General features: G+C 71.6%; 19 protein-coding genes and 1 pseudogene. 7 read left to right on the top strand and 13 right to left on the bottom strand.

Annotated features, from left to right (window positions below):
• Positions 1-183: 183 nt before the first annotated feature.
• Complete coding sequence (locus ACIO6U_RS26210) at positions 184-2,223, top strand: hypothetical protein (protein WP_401722804.1); 2,040 nt, start codon at positions 184-186, stop codon at positions 2,221-2,223.
• A gap of 162 nt (positions 2,224-2,385) precedes the next feature.
• Here ACIO6U_RS26210 and ACIO6U_RS26205 read toward each other — a convergent pair whose 3' ends face one another.
• Entirely contained in the window at positions 2,386-3,405 is a 1,020-nt protein-coding gene (locus ACIO6U_RS26205) for an aldo/keto reductase (RefSeq protein WP_391044700.1), read from the bottom strand.
• 172 nt (positions 3,406-3,577) lie between these two features.
• Here ACIO6U_RS26205 and ACIO6U_RS26200 point away from each other — a divergent pair, with 172 nt between their 5' ends.
• Positions 3,578-4,189: a TetR/AcrR family transcriptional regulator gene (locus ACIO6U_RS26200; RefSeq protein ID WP_401723103.1), complete on the top strand. Its 612-nt coding sequence runs from the start codon at positions 3,578-3,580 to the stop codon at positions 4,187-4,189.
• Positions 4,190-4,322: 133 nt separating this feature from the next.
• Here ACIO6U_RS26200 and ACIO6U_RS26195 read toward each other — a convergent pair whose 3' ends face one another.
• Complete coding sequence (locus ACIO6U_RS26195) at positions 4,323-5,144, bottom strand: class II fructose-bisphosphate aldolase (protein WP_401722801.1); 822 nt, start codon at positions 5,142-5,144, stop codon at positions 4,323-4,325.
• 251 nt (positions 5,145-5,395) lie between these two features.
• Here ACIO6U_RS26195 and ACIO6U_RS26190 point away from each other — a divergent pair, with 251 nt between their 5' ends.
• From ACIO6U_RS26190 to ACIO6U_RS26175, 4 genes are all read left to right on the top strand, one after another.
• A complete protein-coding gene (locus ACIO6U_RS26190; RefSeq protein WP_188283080.1) occupies positions 5,396-6,184 on the top strand; it encodes a DeoR/GlpR family DNA-binding transcription regulator in 789 nt (262 codons plus the stop codon).
• Positions 6,185-6,255: 71 nt separating this feature from the next.
• Complete coding sequence (locus tag ACIO6U_RS26185) at positions 6,256-7,689, top strand: HNH endonuclease (RefSeq protein WP_401722798.1); 1,434 nt, start codon at positions 6,256-6,258, stop codon at positions 7,687-7,689.
• Between the two features lie 254 nt (positions 7,690-7,943).
• Positions 7,944-10,352, top strand: a complete 2,409-nt coding sequence (locus tag ACIO6U_RS26180; RefSeq protein WP_391161736.1) for an endonuclease/exonuclease/phosphatase family protein — start codon at positions 7,944-7,946, stop codon at positions 10,350-10,352.
• 476 nt (positions 10,353-10,828) lie between these two features.
• Positions 10,829-12,277: a discoidin domain-containing protein gene (locus ACIO6U_RS26175; RefSeq protein WP_401722795.1), complete on the top strand. Its 1,449-nt coding sequence runs from the start codon at positions 10,829-10,831 to the stop codon at positions 12,275-12,277.
• 108 nt (positions 12,278-12,385) lie between these two features.
• Here ACIO6U_RS26175 and ACIO6U_RS26170 read toward each other — a convergent pair whose 3' ends face one another.
• From ACIO6U_RS26170 to ACIO6U_RS26140, 7 genes and pseudogenes are all read right to left on the bottom strand, one after another.
• The gene (locus ACIO6U_RS26170) at positions 12,386-13,033 is read right to left on the bottom strand and encodes a hypothetical protein (protein WP_391044687.1); all 648 of its coding nucleotides are present in this window, start codon (positions 13,031-13,033) and stop codon (positions 12,386-12,388) included.
• A 6-nt stretch (positions 13,034-13,039) separates the two neighbouring features.
• Positions 13,040-13,384 (bottom strand): hypothetical protein, encoded by a 345-nt coding sequence (locus ACIO6U_RS26165; RefSeq protein WP_401722792.1) that lies wholly within the window; start codon positions 13,382-13,384, stop codon positions 13,040-13,042.
• Complete coding sequence (locus ACIO6U_RS26160) at positions 13,381-14,091, bottom strand: hypothetical protein (RefSeq protein WP_355349311.1); 711 nt, start codon at positions 14,089-14,091, stop codon at positions 13,381-13,383. The genes ACIO6U_RS26165 and ACIO6U_RS26160 overlap by 4 nt, the downstream gene beginning before the upstream one ends.
• 58 nt (positions 14,092-14,149) lie before the next feature.
• Positions 14,150-14,863, bottom strand: a complete 714-nt coding sequence (locus ACIO6U_RS26155) for a hypothetical protein (protein ID WP_391161510.1) — start codon at positions 14,861-14,863, stop codon at positions 14,150-14,152.
• A gap of 25 nt (positions 14,864-14,888) precedes the next feature.
• Positions 14,889-15,374, bottom strand: a pseudogene (locus ACIO6U_RS26150) (putative T7SS-secreted protein); the annotation flags it as partial.
• Between the two features lie 172 nt (positions 15,375-15,546).
• Positions 15,547-18,342: a GNAT family N-acetyltransferase gene (locus ACIO6U_RS26145; protein WP_401722789.1), complete on the bottom strand. Its 2,796-nt coding sequence runs from the start codon at positions 18,340-18,342 to the stop codon at positions 15,547-15,549.
• Between the two features lie 214 nt (positions 18,343-18,556).
• Positions 18,557-19,492, bottom strand: a complete 936-nt coding sequence (locus ACIO6U_RS26140) for an NADP-dependent oxidoreductase (RefSeq protein ID WP_401722787.1) — start codon at positions 19,490-19,492, stop codon at positions 18,557-18,559.
• A gap of 337 nt (positions 19,493-19,829) precedes the next feature.
• On the opposite strand from ACIO6U_RS26140, the gene ACIO6U_RS26135 reads away from it, so the two are divergent.
• Entirely contained in the window at positions 19,830-21,158 is a 1,329-nt protein-coding gene (locus ACIO6U_RS26135; RefSeq protein WP_401722784.1) for a LuxR C-terminal-related transcriptional regulator, read from the top strand.
• A gap of 28 nt (positions 21,159-21,186) precedes the next feature.
• On the opposite strand, the gene ACIO6U_RS26130 is transcribed toward ACIO6U_RS26135, so the two are convergent.
• The 4 genes from ACIO6U_RS26130 to ACIO6U_RS26115 all read right to left on the bottom strand — a co-directional run bounded on the left by ACIO6U_RS26130 (position 21,187) and on the right by ACIO6U_RS26115 (position 25,057).
• Entirely contained in the window at positions 21,187-21,675 is a 489-nt protein-coding gene (locus ACIO6U_RS26130; RefSeq protein ID WP_401722781.1) for a hypothetical protein, read from the bottom strand.
• Between the two features lie 512 nt (positions 21,676-22,187).
• A complete protein-coding gene (locus ACIO6U_RS26125; protein ID WP_355349293.1) occupies positions 22,188-22,679 on the bottom strand; it encodes an ATP-binding protein in 492 nt (163 codons plus the stop codon).
• Positions 22,680-23,010: 331 nt separating this feature from the next.
• Positions 23,011-23,778 carry an enoyl-CoA hydratase-related protein gene (locus ACIO6U_RS26120; protein ID WP_391044672.1) on the bottom strand — a complete coding sequence of 256 codons (768 nt, stop codon included), beginning with the start codon at positions 23,776-23,778 and terminating at the stop codon, positions 23,011-23,013.
• A gap of 112 nt (positions 23,779-23,890) precedes the next feature.
• Positions 23,891-25,057: an Ig-like domain-containing protein gene (locus ACIO6U_RS26115; protein WP_401723098.1), complete on the bottom strand. Its 1,167-nt coding sequence runs from the start codon at positions 25,055-25,057 to the stop codon at positions 23,891-23,893.
• Positions 25,058-25,108: the final 51 nt, after the last annotated feature.

Below are 25,108 nucleotides of genomic sequence, written 5' to 3'. Positions count from 1 at the left end.
AGGGACGCCCTGTGCACCCTCGCAAGTCCATCGACATGAAGCGTCTCTTCTTGTCTAACCAGAGTCAACTCTGTTTGTGAATATTCTCTACTTCAAGAGCAAAAGTTATCTGGGGTTTACAGATCGCTACAAGCCAGTACTCTCGTGACGTGCACTGACCTGCGATTAGAGGAGAGACGGCCAGTGATCCTCAAAGCCCAGATCCCCCCCATCCCGGAGAGTCGGGGCCGGCAGATGCCGGCCCGGCTCGCCCGCAAGGTGGGACCGCTCTTCGGAGTCGCCTGGGACGGCGCCCCGGGCGGCATGCATTCCTGGTGCTGCGACTACGCGCAGGTGACGCTCGCCGAGATCATGCGCGGCGCCCCGCGCCCCGCGAAGCCGTCCGAACTGGGGGACCACACCGACCGCGGACTGCCGGACAGCGAGGTGACCAAGGCGGGGCACACTCCGATCGCCAACGCCACGGCGTCGCGCTACGGCCCCGACACCAAGGCCGCGTTCGTCCTCATCGGCACCAATGTGCTGCTGGCGCCGGTCACCGAAGCCCTCGGTCGGGCGCTCGACGAGATTCCCGTCGAGGACCCGCACCTGCTCATCGGCGCCTTCGCGTACAGCCTGCTCGAAGTCTTCCGCTCGGAGCCGATCCTGCTTGTCGCCGCGCTCCAGGCGCAGGGCGTGCAGCACGCGTTGGGCGCCCTGGACGCCCCGGTCCGGAGCGAGGGCGTGCGGAGCCTCGCCTCCCACGAGTACGGTCCGATCCGGGCGCGGTACGACGCCGATCACGCGCCGCTCGGTCTGGACCTCGTGGAGAAGTTGGCGACGGTCCTGTGCGCGCGCCTGCGCCCCAGGGAGTCGAACGAGGTCGGCATGAACGAGCCGCTGCCGGGCGGGAGCGCCCGCGACCGCTTGCGCCGCACCGTCGTGGGCATGGCGCAGGCCACGCTCTTCGACCTCTCCGCGGTCACGGACGACGCCGCGGTGCGCATCGTGGACAACAAGAAGGGCCGCAGGGCTGAGCTCCATCTGCACACCGAGGTACGGGTGCGGCGCTTCGCGCAGGCGGTGCTCCCCCACGTCGAGCTGCCACCACAGGAGACCCCCGCCCGGATGGCGGACAAGCTCAGCTTGCTCCAGTCCGTGATCGAGGAGACCCCGTCCGGTCCCGATCTCGACGTCAAGGCCGCCCTGACCGTGCGACAGGGCCTGGTGACGGCGACGCTGGCGCTCTTCGAGGACCGGGACGAGTCGACCCGGCACGTACGGGCCCGCATGCTGGAACAGTTCGCCGACCGGGTCCGCGAACTGTTCGGCGCGGACTCCCCCGAGTTCCTGTTGGAGCGGCTGCACGCGCTGGCCGATCTCGTGCAGTTCCCCGCCGCGCAGGACGAGGACCCGTCACACCCGCAGATCGTCACCCGGCGTGCGGGGTGGCTGCGCGAGGGCGTCGCGCTGGCGAAGACGCTGATGGGCCGGGTCAGCGGGGGCAGCGTGGACGGCGGATACCTCGCCACCCGCCTCGACGACCTGCTGGTCGGCGTGAACCAGTTGCGCAAGGCGCAGTATGAGGCTCACGTCACCGGGCTTCCCGACGCGGAGCAGATCACGAGAGAGCTCATCCCGCTCTGGGACGACTGCATCGAACTGCTCACCTGCTTCTTCGAGAACGGCAGCCCGCGCTACTACGTGCGGCTGCACAACTACTGCGCCTTCCTCGTCGGGGCGGGCTCGAACGTCGAGATGCGCGAAGAGGGCCTGGAGCTGTACGACAACGAGGTGATCCCGGTCCGCCGCCGGATGAACGAGTTGGGCACCGCGTTCACCTCCCTGCGCAACGTCCTCCAGGTAGCGATGCGCGGGCACGTCTCGCTGGCCCGGGACCTTGACGACCCGCAGCGCTCGCGCGAGCACCTGGCGGCCGCCCGGACGTACGCAGCGGAGATCCGGGCCAACACCGACGAGGTGGACCGACTGCTGGAGTACGCGGGCGAGCGGGCGACCGGGTTCGTCATGGCGCTGAGCCTGGCGAACTGCTTCCTGACCTCGGCGGAGTACGCGATACCGGACGATAGGGCGGACCGCGACAGGTGGGCCGAGCAGGCCGCGGAGCTGATGGCCGTCGCGGCACCGTACGTCTCCGGCGGCCAGAGGAACCGCGCAGACCGCAGAAGGGAGTTCGAGAACCTCGGCAGCCGACTGCGCGCCCTCGACAGCGCCGCCGCGTGAGACACGCGCCGGGCATGAACCGCGCCGGCGAGGAGTACGGGGACCGGTCGCAGCCGGCCCCGTGACAAAGAGCACCGCGCACACGTCGACGACCGTCGATACCCCCGCCGCACGGGTCTGGCCCCCGCGATACGGTGCGCGTTCCCGCCGCGGCCCGCTGAGTCAGCGGCGGCGGAGGGAGGGGTCGAGGAGGGCGGGCGGGGTGTCGAACTTCTCCTGGGGGGCGAGGTCGGTGCCGGGCGGGACGATGGCGTCGAGGGCGTCCAGGACGTCGGCGGAGAGCACGGTGTCGGCGGCGGCGAGCTGCGAGTGCAGGTGGTCCAGGGTGCGGGGGCCGATGATCGCGCTGGTCACGGCGGGGTGCGCGGTGACGAAGCCGAGCGCGAGCTGGATCATCGTCAGACCGGCGTCGTCGGCGACGCGGGCGATCCGCTCGACGGCGTCGAGCCTGGCCCGGTTGGACGGGACGGTCAGGTCGAAGCGCTCCGGGAGGTGGGCGGAGCGGTTGGTGGTGATGTCGCGGCCCTCGCGGACCGCGCCCGACAGCCAGCCGGAGGCCAGCGGGCTCCAGGCGAGCACGCCGAGCCCGTACTCCTCCGTCACCGGCAGGACATGGGTCTCGATGCCGCGCTGGAGGATCGAGTAGCTGGGCTGCTCGGTGACGTAGCGGGCCAGGTGCTGCTCGCGGGCGGCCCACTGCGCCTGCACGATGCGGTACGCGGGGAAGGTCGAGGAGCCGAAGTAGCGGATCTTTCCCGCGCGTTGGAGGTCGGTGAGGGCCGACAGCGTCTCCTCGTCGCTGGTGCGCGGGTCCCAGCGGTGCATCTGGTAGAGGTCCACGTGGTCGACGCCGAGGCGGCGCAGGCTGTTGTCCAGTTCGGTGACCAGCCAACGGCGCGAGCTGCCCCGGTGGTTGCGCTCGTCGTCCATCGGCATGGTCGCCTTGGTGGCCAGCACGATGTCGTCGCGGCGCCCGGCGATGGCCTTGCCGACCATCTCCTCCGAGTCGCCGTGCCCGTACATGTCGGCGGTGTCGATGACGTTGATCCCGGCTTCGAGGGCGGCGTCCACGATGGCGGTGGCCTCGTCCTGCGTGGTGCGGCCGATCGCGCCGAAGTTCATCGCGCCCAGCGCGAGGGTGCTGACCTGCACGCCGGTACGGCCCAAAGTGCGGTACTGCATGAGTGGATTCCTCCGTGCTCTGGCATCATGAGATAAACGGAACATTGTTCCGCCACAAACGACGATACGGAACGACGTTCCGGATAGCAAGCGCGACTGCCGGGGACGTGGGACGGAGGACGGTGCGGTGAACGACGGAGAAGGCGGCGCGGGCGCGGGGGGCGGCCCGGACATGGGGGGCGGCGCGGACGGCAGGGGCGGCGCGGCAGGCGGCGCGGGCGCGGCCCCCCGGCCCAAGCGGGCGGACGCCCGGCGCAACAAGGAGGCCCTGCTCGACGCGGCGGCGGCCGTCTTCGTGACGTCAGGCGTCGAGGCGCCGGTACGGGACATCGCCGCCGAGGCGGGCGTCGGCACCGGCACGATCTACCGGCACTTCCCGACCCGCGCCGACCTCATCATCGCCGTCTACCGGCACCAGGTCGACGCCTGCGCCGAGGCCGGTCCCGCGCTGCTGGCGGCCGACCCGTCCCCGTACGCCGCCCTCGGGCAGTGGATCGACCTCTTCGTGGACTTCCTGGTCACCAAGCACGGGCTGGCGGGCGTGCTGCACTCCGACGAGGCCGGGTTCGACGCGCTGCACGCGTACTTCCTCGACCGGCTCGTGCCCGTGTGCACCCGGCTGCTCGACGCCGCCGTCGCCACCGGCGAGATCCGCTCGGACGTCGAGGCGCGGGTGCTCATGCGGGGGGTCGGGAATCTCTGCATCGGGGCGGACAGCGATCCGGCGTACGACGCGCGGCGCCTGGCCGGTGTCCTCGTCGCCGGACTGCGGCTGCTGCCGTAACGGTTCCCGCCGCCGCTCTCAGCGCCCCAGACCGCCCGAAGCGTCACGCCCCCGCCCGAAGCCTCACGCACTCCTTACGCCCCGCCCGAAGCCTCATGCCCCCTTACGCCCCCGCCGGAAGCCTCATGTCCCCTTACGCCCCCGCCGGAAGGCGGCTGTCCAGCGCCCGGATGAACCCGGCGACGGTCGCGGTCATGGCACGCCGCCCCTCGCGGAGATAGACGCGGGGGTCGGTGATGTCGTCCACGGCGAGGCGGGCGCGGACGGCGCCGGTCATGGCGATGTCGAGCCCGGTTCCGACAGTGACCTTGCTGATCCCCTCGGCGGCGGCGAGGCCGAGTTCACCGGCGGTGGCGCCCGCCGTGTCGCGCAGGACGAGGGGGACGTCGAGGGCGGTACGCAGCCGGGCCAGCAGTCGGCGGTCCGGGCGCGCGCCGAGCGGGACGGTCAGGGCGTCGACTCCCGTCGCGGCGACGAAGGCGCGGGCCGCGGCCGGGCCGCCGCCCGGCTCGGGACCGGTCGCGGCGCCCGCGGGGACGGCCGCCGCGTCGGCCTCGATCCACAGATTCTGCTCGTGCGCCCACTGCGCGGCGTCGCGCGTCACCGCCACGTTCTCCGCGTACGGCAGGCGCGCCGCGTCGTACATGATCGAGCTGAAGCCGCAGTGCGCGGCCTGGGCGAGGAGCGCCGTCCTGCGCACCCGGTCCAGATGCAGTGCGACCGGTACGGCGGCGGCCCGCGCGGTCTCCGCGGCGGCGCGGGCGAGCGGCAGCAGGCGCCCGTCGTAGTACTGCACCACGCTCTCGCTGACCTGGATGATCACCGGGGAGCCGACCGACTCCGCGCCTTCGACGACGGCTTGTACGTGTTCGAGGGTGATCGCGTCGAAGGCCGCGATGGCGCGGTGCTCGACCGCTGCGGCGGTGATCAGCGCGCGGGCGGCTGCAAGAGGCATGGGTTCTCCCGACGGTGCTTGCGCGAGGATGCTTGTATTTGCACCTTACTCCGCACAATCGAACACTTTCAAGCATTCCTGGTGCGCGCAGTCCGCACGGCCGTGGGGTCCGCGCGCGTGTGCCACGCTGGTGCGCGCACGATCACGCCGAACCGGTCGAGCCGAGCCCGATCAGCCGCGCACGGTCAAGCCGAACCGGCCAAACACGCACGATCAAGCCGAGGACGATCACGTCACGGAGGAGAACGCCTGTGTCCAGGGACGCCCGGTGGACCGCACTGCTGGATCTGCTGGCCGAGCACGGCCGCGTGGAGGTGGAGGAGGTCGCGACCACGCTCGACGTCTCCACCGCCACCATCCGCCGCGACCTGGACCAGCTCGCCGAGCAGCAGATGCTCACCCGCACCCGCGGCGGGGCCGTCGCGCACGGCGTCTCGTACGAGCTGCCGCTGCGCTACAAGACGGCCAGGCACGCCTCCCAGAAGCAGCGCATCGGCAGGACGGCCGCCTCCCTCGTCGCCCTCGGCGACGTCGTCGGCCTCACCGGCGGCACGACCACCACCGAGGTCGCCCGCGCGCTGGCCCTGCGCGGCGACGTCACCGCGGACGGCACCCGCCAGCCCGCCCTCACCGTCGTCACCAACGCCCTCAACATCGCCAACGAGCTCGTCATCCGGCCCCAGATCAAGATCGTCGTCACCGGCGGCGTCGCCCGCCCCCAGTCCTACGAACTCACCGGCCCCCTCGCCCGCGGCGTCCTCCAGGAGATCATCCTCGACATCGCCGTCCTCGGCATCGACGCCCTCGACCCCGCCCAGGGCGTCTACGCCCATCACGAGGACGAGGCCAGCATCAACCGCCTCCTCGCCGAACGCGCCCAACGCGTCGTCATCGCCGCCGACTCCTCCAAAATCGGCCGCCGCGCCTTCGCCCGCGTCTGCGGCCTCGAAACCATCGACACCCTCATCACCGACGAGGCCATCCCCCCGGAAACCGCCGCCGCCTTCGAAGAAGCCGGCATCACCGTCACCATCGCCTGACCCGGGCCCCGCCCCTGACCCTGACCCCGCCGGGCCCGCCCGTGGCCGTTCACACCCCTTACCCTTCCGCCATGGCACCGAGCGACGTCACCCGTACGGAGATCAGCCGGGCGATCGAGGAGTTCGACCGGCTCGGCCGCGACGCGTTCCTGCGGACGTACGGCTTCCGCCCCGCGCTGCGTTACTTCCTCCTGCACGACGGAAAGCGGTACGACTCCAAGGCGATCGTGGGCGTGGCCCACGGCTACCTCCCCGGCCGGCAGCCGCTCGCCCCGGCCGACTTCTCCGGCGGGCTGGCCGCCGCCGTCGGCGTGCTCCGCGCGCTCGGCTACAGGGTGGTCGAAGCTCAAGCCGAGGCCGAGGCCGAAGTCGAAGTCGAAGTCGAAGTCGGGGCCGAAGTCGGGGCCGAAGCCGGGGCCGAAGTCGCGAGCGGGGCCGGGTCCGGGTCCGACGACAACGCCGTCCTGCTGGGCGCGTACGGCGAACTCGTCCGCCGCATAGGGCGGTTGAAGGTGAACAAGGCGCAAGGGGCCCCGCTGCTGTACCAGCCCATGACGCTGCTCTGGGCGCTCGGGCGGGCGGGGCGGGGGCGCGCGCGGGTGCTGCCGTGGAGCCGCGTCGAGGAGGAGCTGGGCGGGCTGCTCGAACGGCGCGGGACGCGGGGCGAGCGGGCGCGGGCCGACTATCCGGTGGCGGCGCTGTACCGCGCGGGGCTGTGGGAGCTGTCCGGCCACTCGGGCGCCGTACCGCCCGCGCACGGTGATGCGACGCTGGCGCGCTGGTTCGCCGAGCAGCAGCCGTCGGGCGGTCTGACCGAGGCCGTGTACGACCTGCTGCGCCGGTCGGGCGAGGCGCGGGCCGTCGTCGTCGACACGCTCGTGGACACGTACTACCAGGACGTCGACCCCGGCCCGCTCCTGCGCGAGGTCGGGCTCGATGACGACGAAGTCGACGTGCCCGACGAGACCCACGACACCCACGAGACCGAACGGTACGGAACCGGGCCGCATGAGGACGGTCAGCCGTATCAGGACGGCCAGGTCGCCGAGGGCGCGGAACGCTTCACCCCCGACCCCGTTGTCCTCGCGGCCGCTTACGACCGGCTCTGCCGCGCCGCCGAGCACCACGAGAAGCGGCGCGGGACCGGCCGCGTGAGCACCACCACCGAGCGCTACGTCCGGTCGCGCGCGGCGCGTCAGGCCGTCCTCGAGCGCTGCCGCGGACTCTGCGAGAACCCCGGCTGCACGGGCCAGCCCGCGGACACGACACCGAGCGGCGCGGCCATAGTGGAGATCGACCACGTCGTCGACCTCCAGCTCGGCGGACGCGACCACCCGGCCAACATGGTCGCCCTGTGCCCGAACTGCCACGCGGTGAAGACCCGCGGGCGCAGGCGCGAGAAGCTGCGCGCCGTCCTCGCCGAAGAGGCCGGAAAGCGGCACGCGGCGACTCTCGCCCGTCGGCGCAGCCGCGGTCCTGGCGGTAGCACTGGGCGGGGGGACTGATCGGCGGTACGGGAAAGCGTCGTCGGGAACTACGCAGATTTAACCTCTCGGCTCCTTCTACGGCGGGGTCTACGCGCGTATCTTGAGCCGGATCGCTCATTCCGGCTCATGGTGATGTGCCGTCATGAGACGTGGAAACACGACGTATTCATCGCGTTCAACGCACCGCACGAAGGAGACCCTCACCGGTGTCGCACATCTCTGGGGCAGAGCCCCGCCCTGACAGACCCGGTACTGCCGGGAACCGCAAGCGGCTGGTCACGATCGGGATAGCCGGCGCGGTGGTGCTGGCCGCGGTCGGCGTGCACACCGCCTTCGCGACGCCGTCCGCCGATGTGATGGTGTCCGAGGTGTACGGCGGCGGCGGCAACTCCGGTGCCACGTATACGAACGACTTCATCGAGCTGGCCAACTCGGGCAGCGCTCCGCTGGACCTGAGCGGGTACAGCGTGCAGTACCTGCCGGGCGCGCCGACGCCGACGTCCAAGTGGCAGGTGACGCCGCTGACCGGGTCGCTCGGCGCGGGCGCGCGGTATCTGGTGCAGGAGGCCGCGGGCACCGGCGGGACGACGGCGCTGCCGTCGCCGAACGTGGTCGGCGCCATCAACATGTCCGGTACGACGGGAACGGTCGCCCTTGTGCACGGCACCGACCCGCTGACCTGCGTGACGAAGGCGGACTGCGCCGCCGACGGCACCATCCGCGACCTGGTCGGCTACGGCACGGCCGCGGTGTTCGAGGGCAACGGCCCGGCGGCCGGGGCGAGCAACACCGACTCGGTGGCGCGCCCCGCCCTGACGGACACCGACGACAACGCGGCGGACTTCACCGCGGGCGCGCCCACTCCGGGCGCCGCGGGCGACGGCGGCGGCCCGACGACGCCCCCCACCACCCCGCCGACCACGCCGCCCACCTCGCCCCCGACCGGCGTCGAGGCGAAGATCCACGACATCCAGGGCGACACCCGGCTCTCCCCGCTCGCGGGCAAGGCGGTCACCGGCGTGACCGGCATCGTCATCGGCGTCCGCTCCTTCGGCTCCTCGCAGGGCTACTGGGTGCAGGACCCGACGCCGGACGCCAACCCCCGTACCAGCGAGGGCATCTACGTCTTCACCGGCTCGGTCACCCCGACCGTCGCGGTCGGCGACAGCGTCTCGCTCGCGGGCACCGTCTCCGACTACTACCCGGGCGGCACCTCCGCCGGCGGCCAGCCGGTGACCGAGCTGACCAAGGCCGCCGCCACGGTGGTCTCGCACGGCAACGCGCTCCCCGCGCCCGTCGTCCTGGACAAGAAGAGCGTCCCCGACGCGTTCGTCCCGGCCGTCGGCGGCGGCACGATCGAGAACCTGCCGCTGCGTCCCGACGAGTACGCGCTCGACCTCTTCGCCTCGCTCGAGGGCATGAACGTGCAGATCGGTGACAGCCGCGTCGTCGGCGCCACCGACCCGTACTCCGAGCTGTGGGTGACGGTCAAGGCGGACCAGAACAAGACCAAGCGCGGCGGCACCCTCTACACGGGCTACGACCAGCCCAACTCCGGCCGTCTGATGGTGCAGTCGCTCATCCCGACCGCCACGCAGGCGTTCCCGGTGGCGAACGTCGGCGACACGCTGCGCGGTACGACGGCGGGTCCGCTGGACTACAACCAGTACGCGGGCACCTTCGCCGTCCAGGCGCGCACGATCGGCACGGTCAAGAGCGGTGGCCTCAAGCCCGAGGTGACCGACAAGGCCAAGTCGGACCAGGCGACCATCGCCACGTACAACGTGGAGAACCTGGCGCCCGGCAACCCGCAGTCGAAGTTCGACGCGCTCGCCAAGGGCCTGGTCACCAACCTCCGTTCGCCCGACATCGTGGCGCTGGAGGAGATCCAGGACAACAACGGCGCCACCGACGACGGCACGGTCGCCGCGGACAAGACGCTGACCAAGCTGACCGACGCCATCAAGGCGGCGGGCGGCCCGAGTTACCAGTGGCGCTCGATCGACCCGGTCAACGACAAGGACGGCGGCGAGCCCGGCGGCAACATCCGCTCGGTGTTCCTGTTCAACCCCGACCGTGTCAGCTTCGTCGACCGTCCCGGCGGCGACTCCACCACCGCGGTGGGCATCACCGGCACCGGCTCCAAGACCGCGCTGACCGTCTCCCCCGGCCGCATCGCGCCCACCGACCCGGCGTGGAACAGCAGCCGCAAGCCGCTGGTGGGCGAATTCACCTTCCGCGGCGAGAAGTTGTTCGTGATCGCGAACCACTTCAACAGCAAGGGCGGCGACCAGGGCATCGACAGCCGCTTCCAGCCGCCGGTCCGCAGCTCGGAGGTGCAGCGCAACCGCCAGGCGATCCTGGAGCACGACTTCGTGCAGCAGCTCGAGAAGGCCGACCGCAACGCCAACGTCGTGGTCCTCGGCGACCTGAACGACTACCAGTTCTCGCCCGCCGCCCAGGCCCTCACCGGCAACGGCACGGTCCTCACCGACCTGGTCAACACCCTGCCCAAGGACGAGCGTTACTCCTACGTGTACGAGGGCAACTCCCAGGTCCTGGACCACATCCTGGTCAGCCCCAGCCTGAAGCACGTCGACTACGACGTGGTGCACATCAACTCGGAGTTCGCCAACCAGACGAGCGACCACGACCCGCAGGTCGTCAAGATCAAGCCGTAGCAGGTCGTCATTCGTACGGCGGCACGTCGTCGCAGGTCGTCGTACGCCTGAGTGACGCGTGAGGCACATGTGAGGGGCGGGCCCGGCGGGGTCCGCCCCTTCGCGCTGCCCGGCTTTCCTGCCCCACGCCTTGACGCGCGCATGGCGGAGTTATAGACCATTACCTGTTCGAGAGAGCGCTCTCACGAGCGTGCCCCACCCTGTACACGGCCCCCCACCCGGTCAGGAGTCCTCATGCACGCCATGCCGGAAGGCAGCGCGATGCCACACGGCAGCCTCTCGCAGTCAGCGCTCCCGCACGCTCCCTGAGCCGCCGGAAACGGTTACGCCGTAACGCGCGGTCCCGCCGCACCCAGCGGTCACGCCGCGCTCAACGGCCCCGCCGTACACGGCGGTCACGCGGTACGCGGCGGTCACGCCGTACTCCGCACACGGGCGCACCCCCCACAACGCTTCGTCGGGACAGGAGATCTCGCATGTCCACCGGACACGCACCAGAGCAGGACCACCGGCACGACCCTCAGGACCGGGCCGGTACGGCCGGCGCCGCGTCGCACCGCGGGCGCCGCTCCCGCACCCGGATCGGCCTCGCGGCACTGGCCGTCGGCGCGCTGGCCCTGGCCGGCCTGACGGCGGTGGCGAGCCCGGGCGGCGCGGCCACCCCCGCGGCGGCCCCGGCCGTCGCACCCGCCGCCGTACCCGCCCCTCCGGCCGGTTTCACCACCACCTGGAGCGACGACTTCAACGGCGCCTCGGGCACCGGGGTCGACGGCGGCAACTGGAAGTACGACACCGGCCCCGGCAGCAGCTTCGGCACCGGTGAGATCGAGACGATGACCAACAGCACGTCCAATGTCTTCCAGGACGGCAACGGCCATCTCGTGCTGCGCGCCCTCCACTCGGGCAGCGACCCGCGCGCGGGCTGGACCTCGGGCCGGATCGAGACGCAGTCGTCGTCCTTCGGGGCGCCTCCCGGCGGCGTCGTGATGATGCAGTCGTCGATCCAGCAGCCGAATCTGACGACCGCCAACGGCGCCGGCTACTGGCCCGCGTTCTGGATGCTCGGCTCGACGCTGCGCACCGGCACCACGTGGCCGACCTCCGGCGAGGTCGACATCATGGAGGACATCAACTCCCGCAGTTCGGTGTTCGGCACTCTGCACTGCGGCGTCAACCCCGGCGGTCCGTGCAACGAGTCCACCGGCATCGGCAGCGGTGAACGCGCCTGCTCCGGCTGCCAGACCGGCTACCACACCTACGCCGTGCAGATCGACCGCTCGGTCTCGCCCGAGCAGATCCGCTGGTACCTGGACGGCGCCAACTACTTCACCGTCAACGCCAATCAGGTCGACGCCACGACCTGGGCCAACGCGGTGGACCACCCGTTCTTCATCATCTACGACCTCGCGATGGGCGGCGGCTTCCCCGACGCCTTCGGCGGCGGCCCCAACGCGGCGACCGTCAGCGGCGGCCAGATGAACATCGACTACGTGGCCGTCTACAACAAGGGCCCGGGCAGCACCACTCCGCCGTCCAACGGCACCAACCTGGCGCTGAACAAGCCCGCGACGGCCTCCTCCACGGAGAACGCGGGCACCCCCGCCTCGGCCGCCGTCGACAACAGCACCACCACCCGCTGGTCCAGCGCCTTCAGCGACCCGCAGTGGCTGCGCGTCGACCTCGGCGCCTCGCACGCCGTCAACCAGGTCAAGCTCAACTGGGAGGCCGCCTACGCCAAGGCGTTCCAGATACAGGTCTCCAACGACGGCACCAACTGGACCAGTTGCTACAGCACCACGGCGGGCACCGGCGGCCTCCAGACCCTCAACGTCAACTGCACCGGCCGCTACATCCGCGTGTACGGCACCCAACGCGCCACGGCCTACGGCTACTCCCTCTGGGACTTCCAGGTCTTCGGGAGCTGACACCGCCCGAAGCCCGCACCTCCAGGAGAGTTGAACGCCTCCCCCGCGTACCAGGGCGGGCGGACCCCTGCCGGGCCCGCCCGCCCTCGCCGCGTACCGCCGCGTGTCCTACGCCGTCGCGAAGCGGAAGGTGCTCGTCACCGCGTCGAAGATGTCGTGGAACGCTTCGGCGAGGTCGAGGACGGGGCTGGCGCCGGAGACGAGGACGATCTCGGCGGGGCGGCCGGGAACGGGGATGTAGGTCTGGGTGAGCGCCATCCGGACCGTGCGGGTGTCGCCCTGCTCGACGGGGACGTCCTCGACGCCCACCGTGCGGGCGCACAGGCCGACTTCGGGGATCTCGACGGTGGTGACCCGCCGCCAGGCGTCGCCTTCGCGGCGGGGCGTGATCGTCCTGAGCGTCTCGGCGATGACGCGCGGGTCGGTGCTCAGCGTGGAGCCCTGGGAGCCGGTGGCGCTCACGACGGTGACGGTGACCATCGCGGTCAGCGGGACGCCCTCGAAGTTCTCGGCCATGCAGCCGCAGTAGAGCGCCCCCGCGTCATGGGCGTCACGGGCCATCCGGCGCAGCAGCGCGACCAGGTCCTTGCGGTACGGGGCCAGTTCGGGGACGGCCCGGACGCGCGCGTCGATCAGCGCGCGGACGGTCTCCTCGCGGCCCTCGGGCCGTACGTCGAACTCCCACCACGACTCGGGTACGGACAGGGAGACGCCGACCGGCGGGGCGGCGGGGGCTTCCGGCGTGCTCTCGTTCATGACCGGCTATTCCTTCGTGCCGTGCGGGGCGGGCCCCTGCTGCGGGCCGGGGGCGCTCTCGGTGGAGTCGGCGAGCTGCTTGGCCAGGTCGGTGTCCACCTTGCGGATCTCGCTGACCACGGTGGTCGCCATCTTCTCCAGGCCGGTGAGCTGCTTGTGGATGTCGCCCCTGCCGTCCTTCCAGTTGGACTGGAAGTGGTCGAGCGCGCCGGCGACGCTGCCGTCGCCCATGTCGTCCTCGAAGGCCCGCAGGGTCGCCTTCGTGTCGTCGAGCCGCCTGGTGATCGACCCGAGCATCGTGGCGAAGTCCTCCAGCAGGTCGAGCGGTATCGCCAGCCGGTCCTCGCTCATGCGTCGCCGTCCTCCCAGTCCAGGCTGCGGGCGCGGTACGTGTAGGTGGCGCAGAATGCGGCCAGTTCGGCGGGGAGCGGCTGGACGCAGTCCACCGAGTAGTCGAGGAAGTATTTCGGCGCGATGGCGTTGTACTCCCAGAAGGTGTATTCGGGTTCGAGCCGGTCGAGCACTTCCTGGTAGAGGTCGCGGACTTCGAGGAAGTCGAGCAGTTCCGGCAGCGTCCATTCGGCGACGGATTCGCCGGGGTCGCTCGGCAGCCGTGTCGTACCGGCTTCCGAGGACTTCCGCAGCGGACTCCCTGCGGCGAGCGTCCGCACGTCGTCGGCGGAGAGGAAATGCCAGGGGCCGTCCTTCTCGACGAACACCCAGCTGTCGACGTTGGCATGGCGGAACAGCTCGCCGGACGCGCCGAAGAACACCTGCTCGGTGAAGGCCATTCCGGGGCGGCGCTGCTGCCGGGTCCGCCCCTCGAACTCGACCTCCACGTCGTGGTCGCCCTGGGTGAGCTGCCGCAGCGCGTCCGCGCGGAACTCCCGCCGGTACGGGGAGGTGCGCAGGCACGAGTGGTGGAAGGAGCCTTCCAGGAACACCTCTTGGGGGTCCCAGGGCGCCAGCAGCATTCGGTAGCTCTTCACGAACGTGGTCCAGCCCGGCACCTGGAGGACATAACGTCCGCAGAACTGGCAGGCGTTGGGTCCGTTCATCGCGCCCGAATCCTCCGTACTCACACTCAATGCCGTCGCTGAAGGTGATTCACGCCGACTATACATGAGGCACTCTCACCACGTACCCGCGGTCATTCATGGGACCGCCCGGCGGATATTGCCCCTGTGGCACGTCGATAATTCCGTTGTGGTCGAAGAACGTGACATTGCCGTCGCGGCTGACCACGGCTTCCACGTGCCTGCTCGCCTTGTTGTCGAGGTCGAACTGCATACTGTTCCGCATTCCCCGGGCCCGTTCGATATCGGTCGGCGGCCCCGGTATGCGGTCCTCGGGGTGGGTGTGGACGGTGAACTTGTAGCCCCGGCCGCGCAGGTCCTTCGGAATGGAACTGCCGATCTCCGTGCCCCGGAAAAGCCGCAGTTCACCGCCGGGGCCCTGGACGATGGCGTGTTCCACACCCGCGAATTTCTGGAGTTCCGCGAGGTGGGTGACATTCACCTCGGCGGGGCGGATCTGGATGTGGCCGTCCTCCAGCGCCTTCACCAACTGCTTGGCCTTCGGTGACAGATCGCGGAAGGGAATGGTGCCGCCGGGCAGCCGGTCGCCGCCCTTGAAGGCGACCGTGATCGCCCGGAGACCCTCGCCGCCGTCCCGGATCAGCGATGCCATGTTCTTGAGCGCGCCCTTGGCCGAACCCAGCGCGTGGGCACCGATCTTGAGCAGGCCGCCCGCCTTGTAGAGCTCGGCGAGCTTGCCGAGGGAGGTCAGGCCCTTGGTCATGGGGACGCAGTCCAGGACGGCGAAGAGCACGTCCCACAAGCTGGGCGTCGGCCCGACGGGCCTTGGCGGCGGCCAGGTCGCGGGTGGCCTGGCGGACCTGGTCCGAATCGGGCGGCGGGACGGTCGCACCGTGGTTCTTCGCCGGATCGTACGAGTCGGCGGTCGACGTGGCCGTGTGCACCCAGTCCTGCGCACCGTTCAGACCGCTCTGCGCGGAGACCAGCCGGGCATGCGCCGTGCGCCCGTCGGCCAGGGCGCGGTCCGCCTGGTACTGCGCGTGCTCCAGATCCGGCCAGTACGACTCCAGCGCCTCCGCCGCGATCCGGTACGACGTATGCAGCTTGTCGAGGTTCTTCGGCGTCGACCCGAACTCCTCCCGGAACGCGTCCGCCGACAGCCCCGCCCACGCCAGGATCGCGTCCTCCGACTGCATCCCCTTCACCAGCCGCAGCGCGCCGCCCACATCGTCCGCGAACTCGTGCAACTGCCGCGACAACGTCTTCACCCGCGACGCGTCACCCGGAACCGGATCGCGATCCATGTCGAGTATGTGCCAGTCGCTCGGACGACCCATGCGTCAATCCCCCCGTCGGCGCGTGGTGTTCAGCGGGTGGTGTTCACGGGTGGTGAACCGGTGATCAACAGCTGATCATCAGTAGAGACGTTTCACGCTACCTGAAGGGTTCCCGGTCGCGGTATCGGCTTTCTTTTGGTCAACCAGTGGTCAAGTCGCGTGTGAGGAAGACGAACTGAGCGGGTTTGTCCGGGAGTTCGACGCGGGGGCCGAGGGTGAAGCCGGTGCTGAGGAGACGGTCGATCGCGCGGGTGTTGCGGGCGTCGGGTTCCGCGACGATACGGCGGCAGGCGGGGTCGGCGAAGACGTGGGCGAGGAAGGCGGTCAACAGGTGCCGCGTGTAGTCGGGTTCGCGTTCGGCGCCGGGGTCGATGGGGCCGACGAAGACGTGGACGCCGACGTCGCCGGGCAGCCGGTCGTAGAAGTCGCCGATGGGGTCGGCCTCCGGCTGGTAGGTCTGGAAGAGGGCCACGGGGCGGTCGTCGCGGCGGACCAGGTAGGCGTGGTGGGTGTCGAGCGAGTCCAGGAAGGCGTAGATCTCGCGCACCTGGTCGCGGGTCGCGTCGCCCATGCCCCAGAACCGGCCCCGCTCCTGGGTGACCCACGCGTGGATGAGGTCGATGTCCCGGTCGGGGTCGACGGGCACGAAGCGGACGGTCCCGAAGCCGGCGGGCGGCCCGTGAAAGGCGGCGGCTCCAGCGGGGCCAGCGGCAGGCGCTTCGGGGGCTTTCGGGGCTTCGGGGGCTTCGGGCACAGAGGTCTCCCTGGTGAGTCGGGTCCAGTCGGTGACCACGGGGACGAGGTCGCCGCGCAGCCAGTACGGAAGCTGGTCGCGGTGGTGCGGGCCGCCGGGCACTCCGCTCGCTCCGAAGGGCACGACCCACCGGCTGTTCTCACGGTCGGCCAGATCCCATACGTAGCGGGCGGCGGGCCCGCGCAGGCTGTGGTGGGTGATGCCGGGGACGCTGGACGTGGACAGCACGCAGTCGTGGTCCCCCGCCAGCCCCGGCCACACCTCGGGCGCGTGCCCGTACGCGTCGGGCGGCAGCGCCTGCCAGGGCGCGAGCCGGTGCAGTTCCCCCCAGGTCCGCTCCCCCGCACCCGCCTCCCCCGCACCGGCCCCCGCCGTCTCCTCCAGCGCGGCCCGTACGATCGCGGCCCGGTCCCGCGCGGGTATGAGCCCGCCGCCCAGCAGCGTCTCCAGCGCGAACGCCACCCGGGGCACCAGTGCCAGCCACGGCGTGAACGTCGCGGGATACGACGGCGGATGGACGAGTTCGGCCAGCGGGGCGAGCGCGGGGTGCGCGGCGAGACCGCGGACGACCGCCGCCCGCAGTAGGGCGTATGACGCGGCGTCAGTGCTCTCGGCCGCCATTCGCCGGTCCCAGCGCAGGAGTCGCGCGCCGAGAGCGGAGGCCGCGGGACTCAGCGGCGGCGTGTCAGGGCCCTGGAGGGCGGCCACGAGGTCCAACAGGGCGCGGGCGGAGCCGAGATGGACGTCGGTGTGGATCGCCCCCATGCCGTCCGCCGTCCAGTCGTCGGCGGATGCCAGAAGGCGGCGGATGCGGCGCGCGCGGTGCGGCGCGGCGAATTCGGTGCCGAGCGGGGCGGCCAGTTCGCGCGCGTTGGCCATCACCGCGAGGCCGTCGCGGACGTCGGCGCGCGGCAGAGGCGCGTAGGCGCCGGTCCACGCGTGCTCCTTCCGCCACGCGGGCACGGCGTACAGGGAGTTGTCCGGATGCCGTACGGGCACCCGGCCCGCCGTCCGGTGCAGGAGGCCGCCCTCGGTGTCGGCGGCCTGCACGACGTTGACCGGCTCGACCCAGCCGTCCAGCGCCCGGTCGACGTCGCCGACGGTGGTGGCGCGCAGCAGCGACGGCAGTGCGGAGAAGCCGAGTTCGGCTCCAGCGCGGGCGGGACAGCGCAGGCTGACGGCGTTCCAGATGGTGTCCGCGCCGCCGTCCGACGCGTCGGGGCTCTCGGGCGCGTCGGGGTTCCCCGGCGCGTCGGGGCTCTCCGGCGCGTCGGGGCCGCCGATGATCACCGGGCCGCGTGCGGTCTCGACGATCTCGACGCGGACGGGGTCGGCGTCCGCGACGGCGACGGTCTCGGTACGGGAAGCGGCGGGCTCCCAGCCGTCGGGGCCGAGGGCCCGGACGGAGCCGTCGGGGGCGCGGCGCAGGTGTTCGCGGTAGAGGTCCTGGTAGTCGGCCATGGCGTTGGTGATGGCCCAGGCGACCCGGCCGGTGTGGCCGAAGTGGGCGAGGCCCGGGACGCCGGGGACGGCGAGGCCGACGACGTCGAACTCCGGGCAGGCCAGGCGGATCTGCTGGTAGACGCCCGGTGCCTCGATGAAGCGGTGCGGGTCGCCCGCGAGGAGCGCCGCGCCCGTGGCGGTGCGGTCCCCGGTGATCAGCCAGCCGTTGCTGCCCGCGGTGCCGGGCCCGTCGGTGGCGAAGGCCGCGACGGCGTCCGGGCCGAGCCGCCGGGCCGCCTCGTACCGCCAGAGTTTGGCGGGGAAGCCCGCGAAGAGGATGTGGGTGGAGAGCCAGACGGCCAGCGGCGTCCAGGGCTGCCAGCGGCCGGGTGCGAGGCCGGTGGCGGCGAACTCCGGTGCCTGCGCCGCGCCTTGGGGCAGCCCGGCGTTGACGCCGTCCACGTAGGCGGCGACCCAGCGCGCGGTGTCCCGGTCGAGCCGGGCGTGGCAGCGGCGGGCGGTGTCGGCGAGCAGCGCGCGGCGGGCGAAGCGGTCCCACTCGACGGCGTCGGCGCCGAGGAACGCGGCGGTGCCGCCCTCCGCACGGTGCCGTTCGGTCTCCAGCTGCCAGGCCCGGTCGACGGCGGCGTTCCGGCCTTGAGCGAAGGCGAGTTCGCGGGCGCTGTCCGCGCGGAGGTGGGGGATGCCCCAGGCGTCCCTGAAGACCTCGCTGCTCACCCTGACTCCCTCTGATCATTAAGGTTAGGGTGCCCTAACTTAACAGGAATCGGGGACCTCACAAGGGCCGGACACCTCACAGGGGCCGGGGACCCCACAAGGGCCGGGGACCCCACAGGGATCGCGGGCCACACGGCGGCGGGCGGTACGGCTGCGGGCGGTACGGAGCCCGCCCGTACCGCCCGCCGTCACGCCACGTCCCCGGGTCCGGGGGTCAGACGCCCTCGGACACCTTGAGCACGATCTTGCCGGTCAGGTGCCCGGCCTCGCTCGCGCGCTGCGCGTCGGCCGCCGCCTCCAGCGGGAACACCTCGTGGACGGCGATGGTCAGCTTGTCCGCGGCGAACAGCGCCAGCGCCTCCGCGAAGGCGGGCTCGCCGTAGTACCCCTCGGCGCCCGAGGTGAAGCGGACGCCGAGCTTGCCCGCGCCCGGCGCGTCGGCGATGGACAGCACCCGCTCGGTGCCGCCGGTCAGCTCGACCGACGCCTGGAGCGCGTCGCCCCGCCCGGCCGCGTCGAGCGCCGCGTCGATCCCCTCGGGCGCGGCGGCCCGCACCCGTTCCACCAGCCCGTCCCCGTAGGCGACCGGGACCGCGCCGAGCGCCCGCAGGTGCTCGTGGTTGGCCTCGCTCGCCGTGCCGACGACCTTGACGCCGCGCGCGACCGCGAACTGTACGGCGACGGTGCCGACGCCGCCCGCCGCGCCGTGGATCAGCAGCGTCTCGCCGGGCCGCACCTTGAGCATGTCCAGCGCGCGGTACGCGGTCTCCGCCGCGACCGGCAGCGCCGCCGCCTGCTCCCAGCTCAGCGTGCCGGGCTTGAGGGCGACCTTCGCGACCTCGGCGAGCGCCCGCTCGGCGTAGGCGCCGGTGGCGGTCTGGCCGAAGACGTCGTCGCCGACCGCCAGGCCCTCGACGCCCTCGCCCAGCGCCTCGACGACACCCGCCGCCTCAAGGCCCGGCACATGCGGGAAGTCCACGGGGAAGACCTGCTCCATGTAACCGGCGCGGATCTTGCTGTCGAGCGGGTTCACGCCCGCCGTGCGCACCGTGATCCGCACCTGGCCGGGGCCCGGCTCCGGCACGTCGGTGTCCACGACGCGCAGCACGTCCGCGGAGCCGTATTCGGTGAAGGCGATGGACTTCGTCATGGGTTCACAATCCTTCGGAGGACTCGGAAATATTCGAGAACATTCGAAAACCTGAAGCAATTGCCTTGGCGGGCGCCCGAGGAGACGCGGCGCCCCGGTGCGACGGCGGCATTCTCCGGGCGTTCCGCCGGCACCTCCTAGGCGTTCCCCGGGCGTCCCCGGGCATTCCCCGGGTGTCCCGGGGAACTCCCCGGGTGTCCCCGGCACTCCCCGGGGTCCTTCAGGGCACTTCCCAGCATCGCCGCGGGCCGCCGCCGACCCGGCCCGCCGTTCGGACGGTTCCGCCCGGCCGAAAGGACAGTCCGCGCCCATCATCGCCGCCGTACGCTCGGGAGGCATGCCGAGCCATGACGGAATCCGCCCGCAGGACGCCCTCGCGCGGGCCCTGGTCGTCACCCGCGCACCGCTGCCCGACACCATGCGGCGGCTGTCGGAGGTGCTGACCGACCTGGTGCCGCACCGGGCGGTCGCCCGGCGGAGCGCCGTCTGCACGTTCACTCCGACGGCGGCCTTCGGGGACGAGGAGCTGACCGGCCGGATCACCGGCGCCGAACTGACGCGCCTGGCCGGGCGGGTGACGGCGGGCGCGCCCTGGCAGGGCGAGGCGGTACTGGCCGGGGCGCCGCACCCGGTGCTCGCCGTCGCCTCCGCGCGTGAGTTCGCCGAACCCGCCGAAGCTACCGAGGCCGCCGACACGGGCGCGGGCGCCGGCCCGCTGCTGGTCGTCGTACGCTCCTCGGCCGAGCCGCTGGACGCCGACGTCACGGCGGTGGCGCAGGGCCTGTGGGACCTGGTCACCGTCAACCAGGAGCGCCGGATGGCGGAGGCAGGACCGACGCAGGCGGCCAGTTCGCGGGCCGCCGCCGCGGCCAGGGCGCGGGCCATCGCGAAGCTGACCGACGCGCACTCCTCCGTACTGTCGGCGATCCTCGGTACGCTGCGCGCCGCGTCGCTGGACGACACCGCCGCGCGGCGCGGCGCCGTGGACCTGGCCGTCGCGGCCCTGATCGACCTGCGCGCGGGCGCCGACCTGGACCGGGAGCTGAGCGAGGAGCCCGCGGACGCCGCCTTCGGCCGCCTCACCGCCGAGCTGCGCCCGCTGCTGCGCTACAGCCCCGTCGAGCTGGACCTGCGACCTCCCGCCTCCCGCCGTACGCTGGCCGCCGACGTGGCCCACGGCGCGCGGGCGGCGGTACGCGGGGCCGTCCTGGCCATGCTGGAGCAGGGCGACCTGGGGCGGCTCCATGTGAGCTGGCAGCTCGACGAGGACACGCTCCGCGTGCTGGTACGCGACGACGGGCCCGGCCTGCTCGCCCCGGAGGCGCTCGCCGTCCACCGCTTCACCGACCGGCTCACGGCGCTCGGCGGGCGGCTCGTCCTCGACGCCCTGCCCGGCTGGGGCTCCACCTTCACCGTCACCCTGCCGCTGTCCCCCGACCTCCCGGCCGCCCCCGCTGCGGCCGGGCCGCTGGACGCCCTCCATCCGAGGGAACGGCAGGTCCTCGAAGAGCTCGCCCTCGGGCGCCGCAACCGCGAGATCGCCCTCGCCCTCCACATCAGCGAGTCCACCGTGAAATTCCACGTCGCCAACATCCTCGCCAAGCTCGGCGTCGCCTCCCGCGGCGAGGCCGCCGCCCTCGCCCGTACGGCGGCGGCCACCGCGTAGCCCGCGGACAGCCGTCACCGGTCGGGCGTCAGGCCGCGACGGCGACCGCCGCGCGGCCGAGCCGGACACCGCCGCGGGCCGGCCGGAAGACGACGAGCCGCAGGAGCAGGAAGCGGCCGAGGCCGGCGAGGGCGGAGGCCGCGATGTAGACGCCCTGCCGGGTGAGGGCGTCGCCGGACGGATACACGGAGGCGTAGGCGAGCAGCGCCCCGGTGGTGAAGAGGTACGACAGCAGGACGGTGAGCGCGCAGGCGCAGTGGTCGGACCAGGTGGCGCCGCCCCGGCCGAAGGTGAAGCGGCCGTGGAGTTCGGTGGCCAGGACCGTGGAGCCGATGGTGACGACGGCGTTGGACAGGGCGAGGGGGACGCTGTCGCCGATCAGCAGGAGGACGCCGCTGGCGAGGACGGTGACTCCGCCGCCGCACAGCACGAAGCGCACGAAGGAGGCGAGGGCCGCGGTGCGCGAGGACGGGGACGCGATGGCCGCCGGGCCGGTGATCGCCGTGCTGGCGGCCATGGTCAACTCCTGTGTCGGTGACGGCCGCTGAGGGCGCCCGTCGTCGTGTCACCGACTCTTCCGCACGGCCGCGCGCGGGCCCATCAGGTGTGTCCCCCATTGCGTGTGGGGGCTACCCCCACCCCTCCTCAGGGGCGTACCCCCCACATCCCCGAGGGTTCCGATCATTAGAAGAAGATGAACGTACTTATCCATGGTTTACAAGGCGGGTGGCGTACATCACCCTTGCTTTGCGCGGCACAATGCCTCTTTTATCCAGATGTGAGCCATATACGCGTTTGACCATGCCTGGCACTGCGTGCCAGAGTCTTCTCAACGGCCCGCACCGACCCGCGCTCGGCCGTTCCACAGACGCCGCGAACCACACCCCCCTTGCTTCGCGGCGGTTCGAAGAGGCCCTTGCGCAGTCGTTACCACGACGCGAAGGGCCTCTTCACAATATCCGGGCCGGTCGCGGCGGTACGGCCCCGACACCCCCGCACGACGGCCCCGACGCCCGCGCCGGGCGCGAACTACCGCTCCGGGACCCGCAGTTCGAACCACGTCGTCTTGCCGCGCGGCTGGAGGTCGACGCCCCAGCGATCGGAGAGCTTGTCCACCAGGAACAGGCCCCGGCCGCTGGCGTCCAGGCCGCGGACCGGCAGCAGGCAGGGCAGCGCCCGCGAGGGGTCCCGCACCTCGACCCTGACCCAGCCCCGGCGCCAGTGCATCCGCAGCCCGAACGTCCGCGCCCCGGTGTGCCGTACGGCGTTGCCCACGAGTTCGGAGACGAGCAGTTCCACGGTGTCGGCGAACTGCGGGAGGCCCCAGACCCGTACCACGGAGAGCGCCAGGCGCCGGGCGGTGGAGGCGGATTCGGGACGGGAGGTCAGATGGACCTCCTGGACGGACGGGTCGCCGTACAGATCGAGGGCCTTGGCCGCCGTGTCGTCGGTGAGAACGGGAACCGCACCCGCGGCGGTGTCCACCCGCTGCGGCTGCTCAGATGCTCCCCGGCCCGCCATGACTTCATGATGGCTGCAATTGCAGCGCTCCGAGGGGTAACCGGGGGAATTCGTCCGACGGAGTACGCCGCCCCACACCTGTGACTAGGCATATGCCCTGGGCACAGAACACCCCTCAACGGCCCCGCTGATCAGTGGAGTTGACGTGTGCAACCATCACAGCGGATGGTGGCGGCCTCCCATTCCTTAAGACTGGCATAAGGTTGCCTTAAGGTGAGCCGCGCACCCTGCGTCACCTCTGACGCGCTGTCAGCCGAGCACCCGTTCGACGCTCAGCCGCATGTGCGCAGGATCGCCGTCCCCGGCTGACCACGCGTCAGCATCCGCGGGCTCAGCGGAAGGTGGCCTTCCCCGGTCCGTCCTCGACGAAGCTGCGCATCCCCGTCTCGCGGTCCGCCGTGGCGAACAGCCCCGCGAACAAGGTGCGTTCGATCGTCAGCCCGGTCTCCAGATCCGTTTCGAGACCCGCGTCGACGGCCTCCTTCGCGGCCCGCAGCGCGTACGCGGGACCGCGCGCCAGCCGCTCCGCCCAGGCCCGCGCCCGCGCGTACACCTCGTCGGCCGGGACGACCTCGTCCACCAGCCCCAGCGACAGCGCCTCCCGCGCCGTCACCATCCGGCCGGTGAAGATCAGGTCCTTGGCGCGCGAGGGACCGACCAGCCGGGACAGCCGCTGGGTGCCGCCCGCGCCCGGGATCAGACCGAGCAGGATCTCCGGCTGTCCGAGCTTCGCGTTCTCGCCCGCGATCCGGTAGTCGGCACACAGTGCCAGCTCGCAGCCGCCCCCGAGCGCGTAACCGGTCACGGCCGCCACCACCGGCTTCGGAATCCGCGCCACCGCCGTGAAGGACTCCTGGAGCGCCCGCGAGCGGTCGACCATGTCCTCGTACGACATGGCCTGCATCTCCTTGATGTCCGCGCCCGCCGCGAACACCTTCTCCCCGCCCCACACCACCACGGCCCGCACCTCGGGACGCCGCGCCGCCTCCTCGGCGACCTCCTTGAGCCGGTCCTGCGTGCCGGAGTCCAGGGCGTTCATGGGCGGCCGGTCGAGCCGGACGGTGCCGACGCCTTCGTCGACTTCAAAGGTCACAGTCATACGGGCGAGCGTACGACGGACGGCCCGCCCCAGGTCAGGGGCGGGCCGTCGCGGCTCACGTGCGGTGCCTCACACGGGCGGAACCCGATGCGGAACCTGATGCGGAACCCGGTCAGGACGTCCACTCGCTCCAGGGGAGGTTCCAGCCGTTGAGGCCGTTGTACCACTGGACGGTCTTGTCCTTGGAGTTCTGCACCTGCACCACGTCACCGATGATCGACTGGTTGTAGAACCAGGCCGCGGGGGTGCTCGCGTCACCCGCGCCGCGCACGTCGTGCAGACCCACGCAGCCGTGGCTGGTGTTGCTGTTGCCGAAGACCGAGGTCGCGGCCCAGTAGTTGCCGTGGATGAAGGTGCCCGAGGTGGTCAGCCGCATGGCGTGCGGCACGTCCTTGATGTCGTACTCACCGCCGAAGCCGACCGTGTCGCCGTTCATCCGGGTGGTCACGTACTTCTCGGAGATGACCATCTTGCCGTTGTACGTGGTGTGGTCCGGCGCGCCCGAGGAGATCGGGATGGTGCGCAGCACCTTGTTGTCGCGGTAGACGGTCATGGTGTGCTTGGCCGCGTCCACGATGCTCACCTGGCGGCGGCCGACGGTGAAGTGGACGTCCTTGTGCTGCTTGCCGTAGACGCCGGGGGCGCCCTCGACACCGTTGAGGTTGAGGCTCAGCGTGACCTTCGTACCGGCCGCCCAGTACTCCTGCGGGCGGATGTAGAGCTGCTGGTCGCCGTACCAGTGCGCGGCGACCGGGACCGACGGGCTCGCGGTGACCTTGACGCCTTCCTCGACGGCCTTCTTGTTCGTGATCGGCCGGTTGAAGTTGAGGAAGACCTCCATGCCGACGCCGACGGTCGAACCGTCCTCCGGCGTGTAGTAACCGACGAAGGTGTTCTTCGGGGTGACCGTGGTGAAGCTGGAGTGCTTGTCGGACTCACGTCCCGCGTCGTCCTTGGCGACCGCGTCCACCGAGTACTGCGTGGACGTGTCCAGGTGCCCGGCCGGCACCCATCCGGCGCCGTCGGCGGAGATCGCGCCCTCCACCTCCGTGCCCTTGTCGTCCTTCACGACGACCGACGAGAGCTTGCCGCCCTGCGCCGTGACCTTCAGCGTCCCCGTGGTCGACACCTCGGTCGAGCCGTCCTTCGGCAGGATCGTCACGACGGCGGTCGAGGCGACCGTGTCCGACGCGTTCGCCTTGCCGTTCGAGGCCGACGTGGAGCCGTTCCCACTGCCGGCCTTGCCGCCGCCACCGCCGCCACCGCACGCGGTGACCATCAGCAGCAACGCTCCGAGCGCCAGCACCAGAACGTTTCTCCTGATACCCGG

The sequence above is a fragment of the Streptomyces sp. NPDC087422 genome (genome assembly GCF_044744145.1).
In the GTDB taxonomy this organism is placed as follows: Bacteria; Actinomycetota; Actinomycetes; order Streptomycetales; family Streptomycetaceae; genus Actinacidiphila.
The sequence above is the reverse complement of the archived record's forward strand: the minus strand, read 5'-3'. Positions and strand labels throughout refer to the sequence as shown.

Coding starts and splice junctions, on each gene's coding strand:
- ACIO6U_RS26160 (WP_355349311.1), bottom strand. CDS start 14,091: ATGAACGGACCCAACGCCTGCCAGTTCTGCGGACGTTATGTCCTCCAG.
- ACIO6U_RS26205 (WP_391044700.1), bottom strand. CDS start 3,405: ATGCAGTACCGCACTTTGGGCCGTACCGGCGTGCAGGTCAGCACCCTC.
- ACIO6U_RS26115 (WP_401723098.1), bottom strand. CDS start 25,057: ATGGTCACCGCGTGCGGTGGCGGCGGTGGCGGCGGCAAGGCCGGCAGT.
- ACIO6U_RS26130 (WP_401722781.1), bottom strand. CDS start 21,675: ATGGCCGCCAGCACGGCGATCACCGGCCCGGCGGCCATCGCGTCCCCG.
- ACIO6U_RS26120 (WP_391044672.1), bottom strand. CDS start 23,778: ATGACTGTGACCTTTGAAGTCGACGAAGGCGTCGGCACCGTCCGGCTC.
- ACIO6U_RS26125 (WP_355349293.1), bottom strand. CDS start 22,679: ATGGCGGGCCGGGGAGCATCTGAGCAGCCGCAGCGGGTGGACACCGCC.
- ACIO6U_RS26165 (WP_401722792.1), bottom strand. CDS start 13,384: ATGAGCGAGGACCGGCTGGCGATACCGCTCGACCTGCTGGAGGACTTC.
- ACIO6U_RS26185 (WP_401722798.1), top strand. CDS start 6,256: ATGGCACCGAGCGACGTCACCCGTACGGAGATCAGCCGGGCGATCGAG.
- ACIO6U_RS26135 (WP_401722784.1), top strand. CDS start 19,830: ATGCCGAGCCATGACGGAATCCGCCCGCAGGACGCCCTCGCGCGGGCC.
- ACIO6U_RS26195 (WP_401722801.1), bottom strand. CDS start 5,144: ATGCCTCTTGCAGCCGCCCGCGCGCTGATCACCGCCGCAGCGGTCGAG.
- ACIO6U_RS26200 (WP_401723103.1), top strand. CDS start 3,578: ATGGGGGGCGGCGCGGACGGCAGGGGCGGCGCGGCAGGCGGCGCGGGC.
- ACIO6U_RS26170 (WP_391044687.1), bottom strand. CDS start 13,033: ATGAACGAGAGCACGCCGGAAGCCCCCGCCGCCCCGCCGGTCGGCGTC.
- ACIO6U_RS26175 (WP_401722795.1), top strand. CDS start 10,829: ATGTCCACCGGACACGCACCAGAGCAGGACCACCGGCACGACCCTCAG.
- ACIO6U_RS26140 (WP_401722787.1), bottom strand. CDS start 19,492: ATGACGAAGTCCATCGCCTTCACCGAATACGGCTCCGCGGACGTGCTG.